The organism is Mycobacterium hubeiense, from assembly GCF_002838065.1.
GTDB classification, from domain to species: domain Bacteria; phylum Actinomycetota; class Actinomycetes; order Mycobacteriales; family Mycobacteriaceae; genus Mycobacterium; species Mycobacterium hubeiense.
The window spans coordinates 1-16750 of sequence record NZ_PIZU01000035.1 but is presented as its reverse complement, the minus strand read 5'-3'; the positions used below and the strand labels follow the sequence as shown (position 1 = coordinate 16750).

Below are 16750 nucleotides of genomic sequence, written 5' to 3'. Positions count from 1 at the left end.
GCCTATCGTTGCTGAGATGAGGACGCATCTCCGAGTGACGGCGGCCGCACTGGTCTGCCTGGGGCTGGTCACCGGTTGCGTTCGCACGACAACAGGCACCGTCGCACAGACGACCGAGCCCGGCCCGCCGCTGACGACAAGCCGGCCGACGCCCACCGCGCTGCCCGATCTGCCGATCCCGTTCCCGCTGCCGACCCGCAGAACCGATGTCCCCGAAGTGCCCGCGCCGCCGAATGCCCTGACGATGAAGTGCAGCGAGTTCAACGAGCTCGACGAGGCCACCAAACTCGCGGTGATTCGCGCGATCCTGGCCGCGCAGGAGAACCCGCTGGGCCCCAACGGCGAACTGGTCGGGCAGCTCATGGTTGATCCGCTGTGCCAATTCCTGCCCGACGCCACCGTGAACGAGGTGCTGCTGGGCGGCTCGCCGCCATAGGGCACTAGCCTTCTGGCCATGGCTGATGCATACGAGTCCCTCACCGTCGACGTCGACGGCCACGTCGCGCGGGTCACGCTGACCGGCCCGGGCAAGGGCAACGCCATGGGGCCGGCGTTCTGGGCGGAGCTGCCCGAGGTGTTCACCAAGCTGGACGCCGATCCCGACGTACGCGCCATCGTGCTCACCGGCTCCGGGAAAAACTTCAGCTACGGCCTGGATGTGGCCGCGATGGGTGACACGCTTTCGCCGATGCTCGCCGACGGTGCACTGGCCCGGCCGCGCGCCGAGTTTCACGCCCGGCTCAAGCGGATGCAGCAGTCCATCACCACCGTCGCCGACGTTCGCCCGCCGACGATCGCATCCGTGCACGGCTGGTGCATCGGCGGCGGCGTCGACCTGATCAGCGCCGTGGACATCCGCTACGCCAGCGCCGACGCCAAGTTCTCGGTCCGCGAGGTCAAGCTCGCCATCGTGGCCGACGTCGGCAGCCTGGCCCGGCTGCCGCTGATCCTGAACGACGGGCATCTGCGCGAATTGGCGTTGACGGGCAAGGACATTGACGCTGCCCACGCCGAGAAGATCGGCTTGGTCAACGACGTCTACGACTCCCCCGAAGCATCGCTGGAGGCGGCGCACGCCACCGCCGCCGAGATCGCGGCCAATCCACCGCTGGTGGTCCAGGGCATCAAGGATGTGCTCGACGAGCAGCGCACCGCGCAGGTCGCGGCCAGTCTGCGCTATGTGGCGGCGTGGAATTCGGCGTTCCTGCCATCGAAGGACCTCACCGAGGGCATCTCGGCGATGTTCGCCAAGCGCCCGCCCAACTTCACCGGGGAATAGGCGTCCAGCCGAGATCGGCCTTGGCCTTGGCGTTGGACATCGGCAGCCAGGCCCGCCCGAACGCCGCCGCGGGATACGACGCGACGAGCCCAACGAGCTTGTGCGAGATCGGCCATGGCCGTGGCCAGCCCAGCTGCTTGTTCAGTTCTCGCACATAATCGCCGAACGACTGCGGCCGGTCGTCGACGATGTTGTAGATCTGTCCGGGCCTACCGCATTCCACCGCATCCGCCGTCGCGCGCGCCACGTCGTCGATGTGCACCCAGGACAGGATTCCGGTGCCGGTCATCGCAGGCATCGCCCACCACTTCGCAAGGCGCCGGAACAAGTCGTCGTGCGTCACACCCGGCCCGTAGAAAACGCCGTAGCGCAACACGATTCCGCCCGCCGACAGCACCGTCTGCTCCATACCGCGCAGGGCGCCGAGGAATCCCGCGCCCTTCGGCGGCGGCGGGCCGGGATACGGGTCGCTCTCGTCCATCAGCGCCGGCCCGGTAGTGCCGTAGCCGTAGGCGAAGATCACCGACTCGGCGACGATCCGCCGGACGCCGGCGCGTTGGGCCGCAGCCACCAGATTCGGCGCGCCGATGCTCCACAGCTTCGTAGCGGGCTCAAAGTCCTTGGGCCGCTTGGGCCCCCACTTCGGCAGCGTGGTCAGCAGGCTGACCACCGCGTCCGGCGCGAACTCGGCGACCACAGCGTCGATCTGGGCGCTGTCGAACACGTCGGCCACCACCGGCTCGGCGCCTGCCGCGGAGATCTCCGTCGTCTTCGACGGCGAGCGGGTCAGCCCGATCACCTCGTGCCCGCGGGCGTGCAACTCACGCAGCAGCGGAAGACCGGGAACGCTCGTCGCACCGGCCACCAACACCCGCATCAGCGCGCCTCTCGCTGGTCGATCACGCTGTAGCGCAACGCAATCGCCAAGAACGCGGTGCCGACAATCAGCCCTGCGAATTCCAGCAGTCCCACAGCTTCACCTGCCGCGTGGTCGAAATCCACGATGTGGCTGACCGCATGGATCGCCCAGTGCAGCGTGGCGAACGCCAGCGCAGGTACCCGCCACGTCGTCCACCGCGCAGCAGCCAGCAACAACAGGCCGAGCGGAAGTTCGAATGAGGCGTTGTCGAAGATGTAGTGGTCGTTGCGGGTGCCGAACGCCCCCAAGGTGTCGAAGAACGCTCCCGGCGCCGCCAGCATGAAGACGCCCAGTGCGACGGAGAACCCACCGAAGACGAACAGCACCACGTCGACGAACCGTGCGCGGGTAGGCGTCGTGGTGGTAGGCATACCGTCACGCTAATCGGCGAATGGGCACCGACTAGGCTCCACTCTTGTGGGAATCTTGGGTACCACTTCGGGGCCGGAACTGCTGATAGAACTCGACCGGAAGCGCCCCCAGCCGCTACACCGCCAGCTCGCCGACCGGCTGCGCGACGCGGTCCGCTCCGGCCGGCTGGCGCCCGGCACCCGGATGCCGTCCACCCGCGCACTCGCGGCCGACTTGGGCGTGTCGAGAAGGCTCGTCGTCGATACCTACGGGCAGCTCGTCGCCGAAGGCTTCCTGGTGAGTCGGCACGGCTCGGGAACCCGGGTGGCGCAGGTCGACGCGGTGCGGTTGCCGCCCCCGCCCGACGCCGCGCCGCCGCCACGCTACGAGTTCGACTTCACCCCGGGCACCCCTGACCTCGCCGCGTTTCCCCGCGACACCTGGCTGCGCGCGTTGCGGCAGGGCCTGACCGAGGCGCCGTCCGAGTCGTTCGGCTACGCCGCCCCGCAGGGCCTCGCGACCACCCGCACCGCGCTATCGGACTATCTGCGCCGCACCCGCGGCGTGCAGGCCGACCCGGAACACATCGTGCTGTGCAGTGGCGTCACCCAGGGCGTCGGCTTGATCGCCCAGCTGCTGCGACGACGCGGCACCCTGCCGCTGGCGATGGAGGAGCCCTGCTTCTGGCTGCACCGGATGGTGGTGCGACACAACGGGATCGATCCCGTAGGGGTTCGAGTCGATGACGACGGCTTGGACGTCGCGGCGCTCGAGCGGAGTGAAGCGAAGGCGGTGTTGACCACACCCGCGCATCAGTCCCCGACGGGCGTCGTCCTGGCTCCGGCGCGCCGGGCCGCGCTGCTCGATTGGGCGCGCGCGGGCAATCTCGTCATCGAGGACGACTATGACGCCGAATATCGTTACGACCGAGCCCCTGTCGGCGCGTTGCAGAGCTTGGCGCCCGACCGGGTGATCTATCTGGGCTCGGCGAGCAAGACGCTTGCTCCGGGGCTGCGGCTGGGCTGGATGGTGCTGCCCGCCGATCTGGTGGGCGCGGCGATCAGGCTCAAGGGCCTGGCCGACGCCGGCAGCTCGGCAATGGATCAGATCGCCTTGGCCGCGCTGTTGACGTCCGGCGGCTACGACCGCCACCTCCGTCAGATGCGCAAGCGTTACGTACGACGACGAAATGCCTTGCTGCAGGCCCTGGCTCGGCATCTGCCACACGCGCAGGTGCTGGGCGCGGCCGCCGGTGTTCAGCTCACCGTCCGCTTCCCGGACGGCTATCCGGTCGACGATCTCGTCCGGCGCGCTGCGGCGCTGGGCGTGCGCGTCGAACCGCTGGCGCCGTGCTACGCCGAAACATCCACAGCACCAGCGGGTTTGATCCTCGGCTATGCGAATCTCACCGAATCGCAGATCGTCGCGGGTGTTCAGGCTTTGAGCCGCGCCAGTGCCTCGTCCACGCAGTCCGACCAGGGTGTGCCCTCAAGCAAGTGCGCCCCGCCACCACCGCCGTCCGCGCTGGAGGCAACGAGGTCCGGTTCCAGGGTGGCGAGCAGCTTCAGCGTCGACGCCAGCGCTTCGGCATCGCTGAACTGCGGGAGATAGCCGGCGTTCCAGCGACCGTCCTCGCCGACATAGAGGGTGTCGCCGGTGAACAGGTAGCGCATTCCGTCCGCACCCGGCACCAGGTAGCAGATGCTGCCCTCGGTGTGACCCGGTGTGGGGATGACCTCGATGCCCAGATCGTCGACGTGCCTGTCCTCAAGCGGCACATGCACCGTCGCGAACTTGCTGACTTGGGGCACCTCGACCGCGGACGCGTACAACCGCGCGCCGAAGCGTTCGGCGACCGCGGCCAGCGTCGGCCCGGCCTCGTCCTGATGTGAAAGGTATTGCCGCGCAACGCCGCCCAGCTTCTGGAGATCGTCGAACTCCGCGTCGTTGCCGGGCGAGTAGAACAGCACGTTCTGCCCGCTGGGTGGCGTCCACAGGTACGAGTGTGTGGTCAGTCCGGGAAAGGGTGAGTAGCTCTGGGTTTCCCAGAGATCTTGTCGAATCTGTCGCATACACCCACGGTGCAACCTCAAGCGCGCTTCAGGTCAAGAGGCAGGTTTGTGGAACGTGTAGATCCGGTACTGCACGAAGCCGAGCTTGGACAGCCATTTCATCCATCGCGTGCCCACGACCATCGTCTTCTGAAGATCCTCTGACCCTTGCTCACGGCAGAACTTGAGGATGAAGGGGTAGGTCGGCAGCGTGTTCTTGCGGATATTGCGGTTGGCCTCCAGCCGGAGCCCCGCACGCTTGCCCATGGACTTGTAGGACCGCAGCGGTACGCTCCCGAGCGTCCCGTAGGACTTCGCGATCCGGGTGCGAATCACCCACCAGAACGGGGTCTTGCCGAAGAACATCATGGTCGGCACGAAGTCGGACACCGCGAGGTAGCCGCCCGGCTTGAGCACCCGCGCGGCCTCGGCGAGGAACTTCTCACGCGATGGGAAGTGGAAGATGCATTCGACGGCCAGGACGCGGTCGAAGGAGTTGTCCTCGAACGGCAGCTGGCAGGCGTCGGCTTCCACCCAGCCGATCTTGTTGCCGTTGGTGGCCTTGATCTGGGCCTCGGCGGCGGCGAGTTGGCGCGCGTCGATGTTCAGACCCGTGAGGTCCATGTTGGAGTGTGTGGCATTGATCTGCTGGATGGTTCCACCGAATCCGCATCCGGCATCCAGCAGCTTCTGCCCGTCGGCAACCTTGCCGGCCTTGAACAGCTCGACGTTCATGCGCTCCATGGCCGCGACGTAGTCGGCCCGGGTGCCGTCGGCGGTCTTGGGGTTCTCCCAATAGCCCCAGTGCACCTGGCTTTCCCATAGCTGGCCGGCTTCGCCGCCGTCCTGCCGTTCGTTGATGAGCAGGTCGAAGTAGGGAAGCTCAGCCATTCGCGGACGGTAGCACGTCAAAGGGTGGGCATGAACTCGGCGAGCGCAAGGATCATCAACACCACCAACGCCAACCCGATCAGCCCACCGACGGGAATCATGATCACGCACACCGCCAGCCAGACGAAAAACCTCGGCCATTCGAATGGTTGGTTGGCCATCACGCCGCCGCGACGTTCCTTCAGAGCGTGGTAGATAGCCCACACTGCTGTTCCGGCGGCGGCAACCGCGATGATCCGCGGTCCCACGGGCGTCGCCACCAGGGCGATGCCCGCCATGGCCACCGCGGCCACAATGCGCGCCCACACCGTCGTCCGAACCTCGGCAAGCCTCGCCACCGTTGGGTTTTCGAAGTTTCGATTCGGCTCGCCCCGGTAGTGCGGCAGCCGGCCCTCGATACCCAGTACCCGCCAGATCCACCGGGACCAGATGGTCCGAATACCGAGAGAGTCCGCCACCCGTCGGGCGTCCGCGGCCGACTCCGCCAACATCTGACGCGAGCGTTCACTTCGCCAGTAGGCGGCCTTGAAGGTCCGGCGGGGTATGCCGAATTGCCGCGCAAATGACCGTGGCGGAGTGAATTCCCCCATCAGCCAACGGAAGAAAAGTGGATACAGGATCGCGTAACAGGCTCGTTTCAGGCGTCCCGAATGTTGTACGCGCTCGGTCAGGTAGTCATCGGCAAATGTAATGTGGCGGGCTTCTTCAGCCAAATGAATATAGGTGATCTTGTTCAGCAACGGAGGTATCCGTGCCGCCTCCCGCTGCAGGAGTGTCTGCTTGAAATGACCGGGCTGTTCACCACAAAGCGCACCGATGAACAACATGATCTTGAGGTAACCGCTGATGAAACCCACGATCGGACCCAAGATCCGCGACAGCCGCCGCATGCCAGGCACATCTTGACCGTTTCGGTTGATGAACTCCTGGAACATCTGAATGTGGTTACATTCGTCGGTGAGCTCATGCATGACATACCGGAACACTGGATCAGAATTGCGTAGCTTTCCGGCGTAATGCACCGCGCCGCGAATCAATATCATCTCGAACTGAATCGCGACCTTGAACTCGTTGGCGGTGATCCAGCGGCCCATGTCCACACGCTTTTGCAGCGGTTGTTCGGCATACCAATCGGTGGCCGCGAGCGGGTTCGTAACAGGATGTAGCTGCCACCGCGGGTCGGCCGTGTCCAAGGCGTTCTCGGGCGCGTCCCAGTCGATATCGAGATATGGATCGAAACGCAGACGGTTAGTCGCACGAGAGAGGGCCTCCACCTTGTCGAGGTAAAGGTCCTCTTGTGTGCCGTCCGCGTCGTCGATCGTTGTCATTTTCCGATCCACTGGGTCGAATTGTTTGATGAGGGTACCAATTTATGAGCATTCGGCAAGGCCCCCGCGCCGTTTCCCCCACCGGCGCGCTTAAACCCCCACCGCCATCGAGCGGTGCGCATGTGAATGCCACCGACCACTGCGGTGGCGGAGGGATTTGAACCCCCGGACGGTTTTAGCCGTCTCTCGCTTTCAAGGCGAGTGCATTAGGCCGCTCTGCCACGCCACCGCCGAACAGCGTACGTGCTGTCAGACGCGGCCTAGCTTCGCGGCCGTAGATCCCGTCTTCAGCCCGACGCTGATCCGGCGACAGTTCTCCCCCATCGCGGCGATCTGCGGCCGCGACAGCCGGCCCAAGAAGTGCGTGCGCACCCCTTCGGCGTAGGTCACCATCGCCTTACGGACCAGGACCCGGCCGTCATCGGTGATGGTGGCCAGCACGCCGCGGCCATCGTCGGGGCTGGCACCGCGACGCACGAGGTTCTGCATCTCCAGCCGTCGGATCTGCCGGGTGACCCGACTCGGCAGCGACATCAGTTCATCGGCGAGGTCGCCCATACGGGCGGATCCGGTAGCGGACTTGTCCAGCATGTCCAGCAGACGCACATCGTTGAGGGTCAGATGATGTTCGTCCACCAGCGACCTGTTCAGGGTCGCGTACATCCGCAGAGCCGAGTCGAGGTAGTTGTGCCACGACCGCTGCTCAGCGATGTCAAGCCCGGGCATTTCACTTGCGGTTCGCCCGGCGATTATCCCCGCCATCGGCCAATGGTCGCATGCGATGATTGCTCAGGGGCGAAAATTGGCCGAGTCTTCGCAGCGTACTAGCGTTATTTGAATGCATGCGATCTTGGCTGAGGGCCCGAATAAATTGACCTGGCGGGAAATTTCCGACGTCGTACCGCACCCCGGAGAGGTGCTCATCAAGGTCAGCGCCGCCGGCGTCAACCGTGCGGACCTGCTGCAAGCGGCCGGTAAGTATCCCCCTCCGCCGGGTGCCAGCGACATCATCGGACTCGAGGTTTCCGGGACGATCGCCGGGCTCGGCGACGGCGTAGAGGCGTGGTCCGTCGGGCAACCTGTCTGCGCCCTGCTGGCCGGCGGCGGCTACGCCGAGTACGTTGCGGTGCCCGCCGGCCAGGTCATGCCGATCCCCGACACCGTCGACCTGCATCACGCCGCGGGGCTGCCGGAGGTGTCCTGCACGGTGTGGTCCAACCTGGTGATGACGGCGCACTTGGCGCCCGGTGAGCTGGTGTTGATCCACGGCGGCGCCAGCGGCGTCGGCACGCACGCCATCCAGGTCGCCCGCGCCCTCGGCGCCCGGGTCGCGGTCACGGCGGGCTCGCCGACCAAGCTGGAGCTCTGCGCGGAGCTCGGAGCCGAGATCACCATCGCGTACCGCGACGAGGACTTCGTGGAGCGGGTACGCGCCGAGGGCGGCGCCGACGTGATCCTCGACATCATGGGAGCCTCCTACCTGGACCGCAATATCGATGCTCTGGCACCGGACGGTCGCATCGTCGTCATCGGCATGCAGGGCGGCGTCAAGGGCGAGCTCAATCTGGGCAAGCTCATCGCCAAGCGCGCGGCGGTGATCGGCACGGCGCTGCGCGGCCGGCCGGTCAGCGGCCCCGGCGGCAAGAGCGAGATCGCCGCGGCGGTCGTCGACAATGTGTGGCCGCTGATCGCCGACGGTCAGGTGCGCCCGGTCATCGGCGCGGAGTTCCCCATTCAGCAGGCGCAGGCCGCCCACGAGCTTTTGGCCTCAGGCGATGTCTCGGGGAAAGTGCTTCTGCGCGTGAGGGATTAGCGTCAGCCCAGCGATGCCAGCGCACGCACGAGCTGGTCCACTTCCGACATCGTGGTGTAGTGGGCCAGGCCCACGGTGACCGCGCCGCCGATGTCGTTGACGCCGATGACGTCGAGGACCCGGGAACTGGCGTTGGAGATCGCCAGAATGCCGTTGTCGGCCAGCCGCTGCACCACCCGCTCGGCGGGCACTTCGCGAACGACGAAGGACAGCACGGGAATTCGCGCCTCGGGCCGGCCGATCACCATGACCAGGGGCAGCGACCGCAACGACACCAACAGGTAGTCGAACAACCGGTTCAGGTACGACTCCGCCGATTGCATTGACAGCGAAAGCCTTTCGCGCCGGGTTCCCGACGCCGACTCGTCGAGCGAGGCCAGATACTCGACGCTGGCCACCACGCCGGCGAGCAATCCGAACTGATGCACGCCGATTTCCAGCCGCGCAGGCCCGGTGGCGTGCGGGTTCAGCGAAACCGAGCTGAACGAGTCGATCATCGCCGGGTCCCGGAACACCAGCGCCCCGATCGGCGGGCCGCCCCACGCAATCGCGTTCAGCGCCACCACGTCGGCGTCGATCTCGTCGATGTCGATCAGCCGGTACGGTGCGGCCGCCGAATGGTCCACCACCACCAGCCCGCCGACATCGTGCACCATCTTGGACACCACCCGCAGATCGGTCAGCGTGCCCAACGTCGAGGAGGCCGAGGCGATCGCCACCAACCGAGTGGGCTGCGTGATGAGGCCTTCCCACTGCCAAGCCGGCAGTTCGCCGGTTTCAATGTCGACTTCGGCCCACTTCACTTTGGCGCCATAGCGATTCGCGGCGCGCAGCCACGGCGCGATGTTCGCCTCGTCGTCCAGCCGGGTGACCACGAGTTCGTAACCGAGGCCCACCCGCGACGACGACGCGTCGGCCAGCGACGTCAACAGCACCGCGCGATCCGCACCGAGCACCACCCCCGCCGGATCGGCATTGACCAGATCCGCCACCGCCTGGCGGGCCGCGCTCAGCACCGTGGCGCTACGTCGCGCCGACGGGTGCGGGCCAACGGTGGTGGACATCGACCCGCGGAACGCGGTGGATACCGTTGTTGCTACCGACTCTGGCAAGAGCATGCCGTTTTGCGCATCGAAGTGCACCCAGCCATCGCCCAGTGACGGGTGCAATCCACGCACCCGGGCGACGTCGTATGCCATGCCAGCCACCTTAGAGCGTCCGTGAATTCCGTAAACCGACACGAATTTTGCCGGTACCCGACCTCGCGTTTTCGCTGCGGACGCGGTGCTCGGACCGGGTCACCTGGGCAGCCATACTAGTCCAGTGGGCTTGGGCTTCGGGGTGCTAATTGCACTGTTGTTGCTGGTGGTCCCGGGAGCAATCGTCGCACGCACTGCTCGGCTACCGTGGCCCGCCGCAGTGGCCGTCGGTCCAGCCTTGACCTACGGGGTCGTCGCGTTGGCCATCGTGCCGTTCGGTGCACTCGGAATTCCCTGGAATGCGTGGACGGCGTTGTTTGCTGTCGCCCTAGTGTTTTTGGGCGCATTGGGTTTGCGGAGAGTGCTGGCCCGCTACCGCGATCCGGACGCGGAGCGGCGTGCCATCGCGACCCCGCCCGCTATTGCGGTGGCCGCCGGTGTCGTGTTGGGCGCGGGCCTGATCCTGCTGGCGGCGATACGGGGCATCCCGGATTGGCAGTCGATCCCGAGTACGTGGGATTCGGTCTGGCACGCCAACACCGTCCGGTTCATCCTCGAAACCGGCCAGGCCTCCCCAACCCATATGGGCGAGCTCCGCAACGTCGAGACCCGCGAGGCGCTGTTCTATCCGTCCACGTTTCATGCGCTCGCCGCGGTGCTCAGTCAGTTGACCGGGGCGGCGCCCACCACCACATACACCGTCAGCTCGGTCGCGGCGGCGGTTTGGCTGTTCCCCGTGAGCGCCGCCACGCTGACCTGGCATCTGCTGCGCAGCCGCACCGATGACGCTTCCCCGGTCGCTTCGCTCGTGCCCTCCGATGAGTGGCGCGCGGCCGGCGCAGCGGCCACCGCGGCAGCGCTGTCGGCGTCGTTCACGGCGATCCCCTACGTCGAGTTCGACACCGCATCCATGCCGAACCTGACCGCCTACGGCATGGCGGTGCCGACCTTGGTGCTGACCGCTTCCACGCTGCGCCATCGCGACCGCATTCCACTGGCGGTGCTGGCCCTGTTCGGGGTGTTCTCGGTGCACATCACCGGCGGCGTGGTGACGGTGGTGTTCATCGCGGCGTGGTGGTTGTGCGACGCGCTGTGGCGTCCCGTCCGGGGACGGCTGGCCGATTTCACGGTCCTGCTCGCCGTCGGCTTGCCCACGGCGGCGCTGCTGCTACCGCAGTTCGTCGGCGTGCTGCGGCAGGCCGAGATCATCGCCGGGCACTCGTTTGTCACCCATGAGGGCAAAAAGCGCGGCCTGCTCGACGCCGTGCTGCAGCACACCCGTCACCTCAACGACTTCCCGATTCAGTGGGTGCTCCTCGCCGCCGCCGCGGTCGGCGCGGTAATCCTCGTGGTGAAGCGGATCTGGTGGCCGCTGGCGGTGTGGCTGCTGCTGGTGGTGGCGATCGTGCATTCGTCCGCGCCGTTCGGCGGGCCTATTGGGACACTCACCGGACTGTTCAGCGACCTGTTCTACAGCGATCCGCGCAGGCTCTCGGCGGTGGTGACGCTGCTGCTCACCGCCGCGGCGGGGATCGCCGTGTTCACGGTGGTGGGGGCGGTGGTGGGACGGTGGCGGGTGGTGACGACCGCGGCGCTGGTGACGGTCAGCGTCGGCGCCGCACTGCTCTACCTGCCGCGGCACGAGTTCCTTTTCGGCGAGAAGTACGACTCGGTGATGGTCGACGACAAGGATCTGGAGGCGTTCGCGTATTTGGCCACCTTGCCCGATGCGCGCAACACGATCATCGGCGACGCAAACACCGACGGCACCGCATGGATGTATGCGGTCGCAGGGCTGCACCCGCTGTGGACGCACTACGACTACCCCGTCCAGCAGGGGCCCGGCTATCACCGGTTTATCTTCTGGGCGTACGCCGACGACGCAGATCACGACCCACGCGTCGCCGAGGCCGTGCGAGCACTCGGTATCCGCTACGTGCTGACCAGCACACCGGTGGTCCGCGGGTTCGCGATGCCCGACGGACTAGTGTCGCTAGAGACGTCGCGGTCGTGGGAAAAAATCTTCGACAACGGCGAAGCCCGCATATATAGGTGGCGCGAGGAAACGTAAGAGGGATGACTGCAAACACAGACGACGACAACATCGAGATCATCGGCGGCAACGGCCGCAGCACGGCTGAGGAGGAATCCGACGATAAGTCGCTGACCGACCTCATCGAACAGCCGGCGAAGGTGATGCGCATCGGCACGATGATCAAGCAGCTGCTGGAAGAAGTGCGTGCGGCGCCGCTGGACGACGCCTCGCGCAATCGGCTGCGCGATATCCACAAGACCAGCATCCGTGAACTCGAGGACGGGCTGGCACCCGAACTGCGCGAGGAACTCGAGCGCCTGACGCTGCCATTCACTGATGACGCCGTGCCGTCGGACGCGGAGCTGCGAATCGCGCAGGCCCAGCTGGTCGGCTGGCTGGAGGGGTTGTTCCACGGCATCCAGACCGCGCTGTTCGCCCAGCAGATGGCCGCCCGCGCCCAGTTGGAGCAGATGCGCCAGCTCCCGCCCGGCACGGTCGCGCCCGGTCAGCGCGGCCCCGCGCACCCCGGCACCGGGCAGTACCTGTAGGTCACCCGTGGTCGCTCCGCACATCGAGACGCACAACGCGTGGGTGGAATTTCCCATCTTCGACGCCAAGACGCGCTCGTTGAAGAAGGCGTTCCTCGGCAAGGCCGGCGGGGCGATTGGGCGCAACGCGTCCAACGTCGTCGTCATCGAGGCGCTGCGCGACATCACCATGTCGCTGGAGCTGGGCGACCGGGTCGGCCTCGTCGGGCACAACGGGGCGGGCAAGTCGACGCTGCTGCGGCTGCTGTCGGGCATCTACGAACCGACCCGCGGCTCGGCCACCGTAACGGGCCGGGTGGCGCCGGTGTTCGACCTCGGCGTCGGTATGGACCCGGAGATCTCCGGCTTCGAAAACATCATCATCCGTGGGCTTTTCCTCGGACAGACGCGCAAACAGATGCTGGCCAAGGTCGATGAGATCGCCGAGTTCACCGAGCTCGGCGAGTACCTGTCGATGCCATTGCGCACCTACTCCACCGGCATGCGGGTTCGGCTGGCGATGGGCGTGGTCACCAGCATCGACCCTGAGATCCTGCTGCTCGACGAGGGCATCGGGGCGGTGGACGCCGACTTCTTGAAGAAGGCGCAGTCGCGGTTGCAGAGCCTGGTCGAGCGGTCCGGCATCTTGGTATTCGCAAGTCACTCAAACGAATTCCTGGCGCGGCTGTGTAAGACGGCGATGTGGATCGACCACGGCACCATCAAGATGACCGGCGGTATCGAGGAGGTCGTGCGGGCCTACGAAGGTGAAGAGGCCGCGCGTCACGTGCGGGAGGTGCTCGAGGAGCACCGAGGCGACTGGTCGCCGACAGAGGAGCACCGAGGCGATTGGTCGGCGACGGGCACCAATGCCTGAGTCTGTCTACGCGGTCGTCGTCACGCATCGGCGTCCCGATGAACTGGCCAAGTCGCTGGACGCGGTGGTGAGCCAGTCCCGCCGGCCGGACCACCTGATCGTCGTCGACAACGACAACGACTCTCGCGTCGCCGAGCTGGTGGGCAGCCAACCCGTGCCGACGACGTACCTCGGCTCACGCCGAAACCTGGGTGGCGCAGGCGGTTTCGCGTTGGGGATGCTGCACGCGCTGGCGCTGGGTGCGGACTGGTTGTGGCTCGCCGACGACGACGGTCGCCCAGGCGGGCCGGACACGCTGGCCACCCTGCTGGAGTGCGCTTTGCGCCACGGATTGGCCGAGGTGTCGCCGATGGTGTGCAATCTCGACGATCCGCAGCGGCTGGCGTTCCCGCTGCGGCGAGGCCTGGTGTGGCGGCGGCATGTTTCGGAGTTACGCACCGAAGGCTCTGGCGATCTATTGCCGGGCATCGCGTCATTGTTCAACGGGGCGCTGTTTCGGGCCTCGACGGTGGAGGCGGTGGGGGTGCCGGATCTGCGGTTGTTCGTCCGAGGCGACGAGGTGGAGTTGCACCGGCGGCTGGTACGCTCCGGCCTGCCGTTCGGAACTTGTTTGACGGCAACGTATTTGCATCCGTGTGGCACCGCCGAGTTCAAACCGATTCTGGGCGGCCGGATGCACACGCAGTATCCCGACGACGCCACCAAGCGGTTCTTCACGTACCGCAATCGCGGATATCTGTTGTCGCAGCCAGGTTTACGCAAGCTGCTGCCGCAGGAGTGGCTGCGCTTCGGTTGGTACTTCCTGGTGTCACAGCGTGATCCCGCGGGCCTGCGTGAGTGGATTCGGTTGCGGCGGTTGGGCCGTGAGGAGAAGTTCGGGAGGCCCTCGTGACGTTCACCGACGCCGCCGCGCAGTCGCGGACGATGGGCCGGGCCTGGCGTGATCTGGTCGACGGGTTCGGCAAGCGCGAGCTGTGGCTGCATCTGGGGTGGCAGGACATCAAGCAGCGGTACCGCAGGTCAGTGTTGGGTCCGTTCTGGATCACCATCGCGACGGGTGCGACGGCGGTCGCGATGGGGCTGCTGTACTCGAAGCTGTTCAAGCTTCCGCTGGAAGAGCATCTGCCGTACGTCACGCTCGGGCTGATCGTCTGGAATTTGATCAACGCGGCCATTCTCGAGGGTGCCGACGTGTTCGTCGCGAACGAGGGTTTGATCAAGCAACTGCCGACGCCGTTGAGTGTGCACGTCTATCGGCTGGTGTGGCGGCAGATGATCCTGTTCGCGCACAACATCATCATCTTCGTGATCATCGCGATGATCTATCCCAAGCCATGGAAGTGGACCGACCTGGCGGTCATCCCGGCGCTGGGGCTGCTGGTACTCAACTGCGTGTGGGTGTCGCTGTGCTTCGGGATCCTCGCGACGCGCTACCGCGACATCGGCCCGCTGCTGGCGTCGGTGGTGCAGCTGCTGTTCTTCATGACGCCGATCATCTGGAACGAGGCGACGCTGCAGCAGCAGGGCGCGGGCTCGTACGCGAAGATCGTCGAGCTCAACCCGTTGCTGCACTACCTCGACATCGTGCGGGCGCCCTTGTTGGGCGCCGACCAGGAGTTACGGCACTGGGTTGTGGTGCTGGTGCTGACGGCGATCGGGTGGATACTGGCCGCCTTTGCCATGCGGCAGTACCGGGCGCGAGTGCCGTACTGGGTGTAGCGCCTGCTCCCTGCGCGCTCGAAATCGACGAAATGGCTGCTGTGAGCCCATGTTTCACAGCTATAGCGTCGGTTTCGAGGAGTCACTGCGGCGCAGTGCCGAACACGAAGTAGCGACCGGAGATCTCCATCGCCGTGATCCGCACATAGTGCGGCTTCTCGTGGGCCGTCCACGGCAGCAGCTGCGCACGCTCGGCGTCGGCAATTTCGTTGGGCGTGTGCAGCAGTTCTGCGGTGCCGCGCACGATCACGCTCCAGCCGCTGATGAGATTGTGGTCATCGGCTTCAAAAAGCACATGATCGCTCATCAGCGACGCAGCCAGTTTGGTGCCCGGCGCGGTCCGGAACAACACGCTGCGGCGTTGCACCACGAAATTGACCGGGAAGATCTCGAGCCGGGTGCCGATCGCGGTGACGAACCGGCCGATCGCCACGCTCGAGAGCAGTCGCCAGCTCTCGTCCTCGCCGAGAATCGACACCGTTTCCTCGGTCGGCATGGGCCAACACTATCGCCGCGGCACTTTGCCGGCGGTTCGCCCGTTATGCAGACATGAGCATCCCGCCATACGAACCCCCGAAGTCCGCTCCGTCGCACGGCGGCGGAAACACGCTGCTGTGTCCGAAGTGCGCCGGTGTGATGAAGACTTACGAGCGCATGGGCGTCCACCTCGAGCAATGCGACACCTGCCGCGGCATCTTCCTGGATTTCGGTGAGCTCGAAGCGCTCACGCAGATGGAGAACCGGTTCGTCCAGGCGGCACCGCCGCCGCCCCCGCCCGCACAGCCCGGCTACGGCTATGGGCCCGGCTGGGGGCATCGCGGCAACAAGTACTACCGCAAGCAGGGCTTCGGCCGGCTGTTCTTCTCCAGCTGAGCCCGGCCGCGAGATTGCATCGAGGTAGGGAAAGTTCGAGTACGGGCCTGCCGGAATGCAATTTCGCGGGGCAACGCTAAGGCATCCGCGCGCACGCCGCCAGCAACATCTCGTCGGTCGGCTCGCTGGCGGCGGCATGCACGACGGCCGCTCGGGCGAACGGCTCCAACACCGGCCACGGGTCACCCTCCGGCAGCGCCACGCCTCCGGCATCGCGATACGCGTCGAGGAACGTCGTCCAGTCCTCGTCGGGAATGAGCCCCGCCGCCCATAAACCGGCCGGGCGGGCCAGGTCCCAGGCAGGGTCGCCGACGCCGAAGTCATCGATGTCGATGAGCACCCACGGGGCCTGCGCTGACGTGCGGCCGAGCTGGCCGAGATGCCAATCGCCATGCACCAGCGTCGTCGGCCGGTCCGGCGATCCCGCCCGCCAGACCGCGTCCGGCAATCCGGCAGCCGCGCGCCGAACGACCGGGTCACCACTTCGCAAACTGTCGACGGCGCGGCGCAGCCGCTGCGGCCAACCGTGCGGCGGCATGCGTCGCGGTACAGATTCGCGGTGCAGGCTGGCCAGCAGCCGCGCAGACTCCGCCCATGGCAGGTGATCTGGTTGCGGCACCACGGTTTTTACCTTCGGCCAGCGGGTCCGCCACCGCACGCCGACGGGGTCGGGGTCGACGCTCAGCGGCGACAAGAGGCAACCCACATGCGACGCGACCCACAGCCGCACCCGCAATGCCCGCGGGTCGGTGCCCGGCCGGTGCAGTTTGTAGACGACGTCGCCGTCGACGACGATCTCTGCACCGGACCGGGTCTGCACCACCCCATCCTCTGCGATTTCGGCGCAGCGGGTCGCGCTCACGGGCTGTTGCGAAATGTGGGGCTTGA

18 protein-coding genes, 1 tRNA gene and 1 pseudogene are annotated in these 16750 nt (G+C 66.3%); 10 read left to right on the top strand and 10 right to left on the bottom strand.

All coding sequences use genetic code 11. From position 1 onward, the window contains the following. Positions 1–16: 16 nt before the first annotated feature. Entirely contained in the window at positions 17–436 is a 420-nt protein-coding gene (locus tag CWS39_RS21985) for a hypothetical protein (RefSeq protein WP_102145029.1), read from the top strand. An 18-nt stretch (positions 437–454) separates the two neighbouring features. Next, complete coding sequence (locus tag CWS39_RS21980; protein ID WP_102145028.1) at positions 455–1279, top strand: crotonase/enoyl-CoA hydratase family protein; 825 nt, start codon at positions 455–457, stop codon at positions 1277–1279. On the opposite strand, the gene CWS39_RS21975 is transcribed toward CWS39_RS21980, so the two are convergent. Together CWS39_RS21975 and CWS39_RS21970 are read right to left on the bottom strand one after the other, a co-directional pair. Then, a complete protein-coding gene (locus CWS39_RS21975) occupies positions 1266–2156 on the bottom strand; it encodes an NAD-dependent epimerase/dehydratase family protein (protein WP_102145027.1) in 891 nt (296 codons plus the stop codon). The two genes, CWS39_RS21980 and CWS39_RS21975, sit on opposite strands and share 14 nt — an antisense overlap. After that, entirely contained in the window at positions 2156–2569 is a 414-nt protein-coding gene (locus CWS39_RS21970) for a hypothetical protein (protein WP_102145026.1), read from the bottom strand. Before CWS39_RS21970 ends, CWS39_RS21975 begins: the two co-directional genes overlap by 1 nt. Before the next feature lie 46 nt (positions 2570–2615). Here CWS39_RS21970 and pdxR point away from each other — a divergent pair. Further along, a pseudogene (pdxR, locus tag CWS39_RS21965) lies at positions 2616–3932 on the top strand (MocR-like pyridoxine biosynthesis transcription factor PdxR); the annotation flags it as partial. Between the two features lie 50 nt (positions 3933–3982). Here the strand turns inward: pdxR and CWS39_RS21960 are convergent. From CWS39_RS21960 to CWS39_RS21940, 5 genes are all read right to left on the bottom strand, one after another. Further along, entirely contained in the window at positions 3983–4621 is a 639-nt protein-coding gene (locus tag CWS39_RS21960; RefSeq protein WP_102145025.1) for an MBL fold metallo-hydrolase, read from the bottom strand. A 33-nt stretch (positions 4622–4654) separates the two neighbouring features. Next, positions 4655–5491, bottom strand: a complete 837-nt coding sequence (locus CWS39_RS21955) for a class I SAM-dependent methyltransferase (protein WP_102145024.1) — start codon at positions 5489–5491, stop codon at positions 4655–4657. Positions 5492–5508: 17 nt separating this feature from the next. Further along, entirely contained in the window at positions 5509–6819 is a 1311-nt protein-coding gene (locus CWS39_RS21950) for an AurF N-oxygenase family protein (RefSeq protein WP_102145023.1), read from the bottom strand. Positions 6820–6961: 142 nt separating this feature from the next. After that, positions 6962–7048, bottom strand: a tRNA-Ser gene (locus tag CWS39_RS21945). Positions 7049–7068: 20 nt separating this feature from the next. Further along, positions 7069–7581 carry a MarR family winged helix-turn-helix transcriptional regulator gene (locus CWS39_RS21940; RefSeq protein WP_102145022.1) on the bottom strand — a complete coding sequence of 171 codons (513 nt, stop codon included), beginning with the start codon at positions 7579–7581 and terminating at the stop codon, positions 7069–7071. 76 nt (positions 7582–7657) lie between these two features. On the opposite strand from CWS39_RS21940, the gene CWS39_RS21935 reads away from it, so the two are divergent. Continuing rightward, the gene (locus CWS39_RS21935) at positions 7658–8632 is read left to right on the top strand and encodes an NAD(P)H-quinone oxidoreductase (protein WP_102145021.1); all 975 of its coding nucleotides are present in this window, start codon (positions 7658–7660) and stop codon (positions 8630–8632) included. A 2-nt stretch (positions 8633–8634) separates the two neighbouring features. On the opposite strand, the gene CWS39_RS21930 is transcribed toward CWS39_RS21935, so the two are convergent. After that, entirely contained in the window at positions 8635–9831 is a 1197-nt protein-coding gene (locus tag CWS39_RS21930; RefSeq protein WP_102145020.1) for a cysteine desulfurase-like protein, read from the bottom strand. Between the two features lie 124 nt (positions 9832–9955). On the opposite strand from CWS39_RS21930, the gene CWS39_RS21925 reads away from it, so the two are divergent. Genes CWS39_RS21925 through wzm form a run of 5 tightly spaced genes read left to right on the top strand, consistent with a single transcriptional unit; the run spans position 9956 to position 14989 of the window. Further along, a complete protein-coding gene (locus CWS39_RS21925; protein ID WP_102145019.1) occupies positions 9956–11902 on the top strand; it encodes a DUF6541 family protein in 1947 nt (648 codons plus the stop codon). Further along, on the top strand, positions 11884–12414 hold the full coding sequence (locus CWS39_RS21920) for a bacterial proteasome activator family protein (protein WP_199178249.1): 531 nt from the start codon (positions 11884–11886) through the stop codon (positions 12412–12414). Before CWS39_RS21925 ends, CWS39_RS21920 begins: the two co-directional genes overlap by 19 nt. A 7-nt stretch (positions 12415–12421) precedes the next feature. After that, positions 12422–13270 (top strand): galactan export ABC transporter ATP-binding subunit Wzt/RfbE, encoded by an 849-nt coding sequence (gene wzt, locus CWS39_RS21915; RefSeq protein WP_102145017.1) that lies wholly within the window; start codon positions 12422–12424, stop codon positions 13268–13270. After that, a complete protein-coding gene (glfT1, locus tag CWS39_RS21910) occupies positions 13263–14162 on the top strand; it encodes a galactofuranosyltransferase GlfT1 (RefSeq protein WP_102145016.1) in 900 nt (299 codons plus the stop codon). The genes wzt and glfT1 overlap by 8 nt, the downstream gene beginning before the upstream one ends. Next, the gene (gene wzm, locus CWS39_RS21905; protein ID WP_102145015.1) at positions 14159–14989 is read left to right on the top strand and encodes a galactan export ABC transporter permease subunit Wzm/RfbD; all 831 of its coding nucleotides are present in this window, start codon (positions 14159–14161) and stop codon (positions 14987–14989) included. Before glfT1 ends, wzm begins: the two co-directional genes overlap by 4 nt. Before the next feature lie 82 nt (positions 14990–15071). Here the strand turns inward: wzm and CWS39_RS21900 are convergent, their stop codons facing one another. Then, positions 15072–15485 (bottom strand): pyridoxamine 5'-phosphate oxidase family protein, encoded by a 414-nt coding sequence (locus CWS39_RS21900; RefSeq protein WP_102145014.1) that lies wholly within the window; start codon positions 15483–15485, stop codon positions 15072–15074. A 53-nt stretch (positions 15486–15538) separates the two neighbouring features. Here CWS39_RS21900 and CWS39_RS21895 point away from each other — a divergent pair, with 53 nt between their 5' ends. Further along, positions 15539–15862, top strand: a complete 324-nt coding sequence (locus tag CWS39_RS21895) for a TFIIB-type zinc ribbon-containing protein (RefSeq protein ID WP_102145013.1) — start codon at positions 15539–15541, stop codon at positions 15860–15862. 76 nt (positions 15863–15938) lie between these two features. Here CWS39_RS21895 and CWS39_RS21890 read toward each other — a convergent pair. Continuing rightward, on the bottom strand, positions 15939–16750 hold an 812-nt coding region (locus tag CWS39_RS21890), incomplete at its 5' end, for a phosphotransferase family protein (RefSeq protein ID WP_306768842.1).

Bases quoted from the DNA above. Each gene is read 5' to 3' on its own strand.
- CWS39_RS21980 (WP_102145028.1), top strand. From the start codon at position 455: ATGGCTGATGCATACGAGTCCCTCACCGTCGACGTCGACGGCCACGTC.
- CWS39_RS21935 (WP_102145021.1), top strand. From the start codon at position 7,658: ATGCATGCGATCTTGGCTGAGGGCCCGAATAAATTGACCTGGCGGGAA.
- CWS39_RS21940 (WP_102145022.1), bottom strand. From the start codon at position 7,581: ATGGCGGGGATAATCGCCGGGCGAACCGCAAGTGAAATGCCCGGGCTT.
- CWS39_RS21970 (WP_102145026.1), bottom strand. From the start codon at position 2,569: ATGCCTACCACCACGACGCCTACCCGCGCACGGTTCGTCGACGTGGTG.
- CWS39_RS21900 (WP_102145014.1), bottom strand. From the start codon at position 15,485: ATGCCGACCGAGGAAACGGTGTCGATTCTCGGCGAGGACGAGAGCTGG.
- CWS39_RS21930 (WP_102145020.1), bottom strand. From the start codon at position 9,831: ATGGCATACGACGTCGCCCGGGTGCGTGGATTGCACCCGTCACTGGGC.
- CWS39_RS21950 (WP_102145023.1), bottom strand. From the start codon at position 6,819: ATGACAACGATCGACGACGCGGACGGCACACAAGAGGACCTTTACCTC.
- CWS39_RS21955 (WP_102145024.1), bottom strand. From the start codon at position 5,491: ATGGCTGAGCTTCCCTACTTCGACCTGCTCATCAACGAACGGCAGGAC.
- CWS39_RS21975 (WP_102145027.1), bottom strand. From the start codon at position 2,156: ATGCGGGTGTTGGTGGCCGGTGCGACGAGCGTTCCCGGTCTTCCGCTG.
- CWS39_RS21960 (WP_102145025.1), bottom strand. From the start codon at position 4,621: ATGCGACAGATTCGACAAGATCTCTGGGAAACCCAGAGCTACTCACCC.
- CWS39_RS21895 (WP_102145013.1), top strand. From the start codon at position 15,539: ATGAGCATCCCGCCATACGAACCCCCGAAGTCCGCTCCGTCGCACGGC.
- glfT1 (WP_102145016.1), top strand. From the start codon at position 13,263: ATGCCTGAGTCTGTCTACGCGGTCGTCGTCACGCATCGGCGTCCCGAT.
- CWS39_RS21985 (WP_102145029.1), top strand. From the start codon at position 17: ATGAGGACGCATCTCCGAGTGACGGCGGCCGCACTGGTCTGCCTGGGG.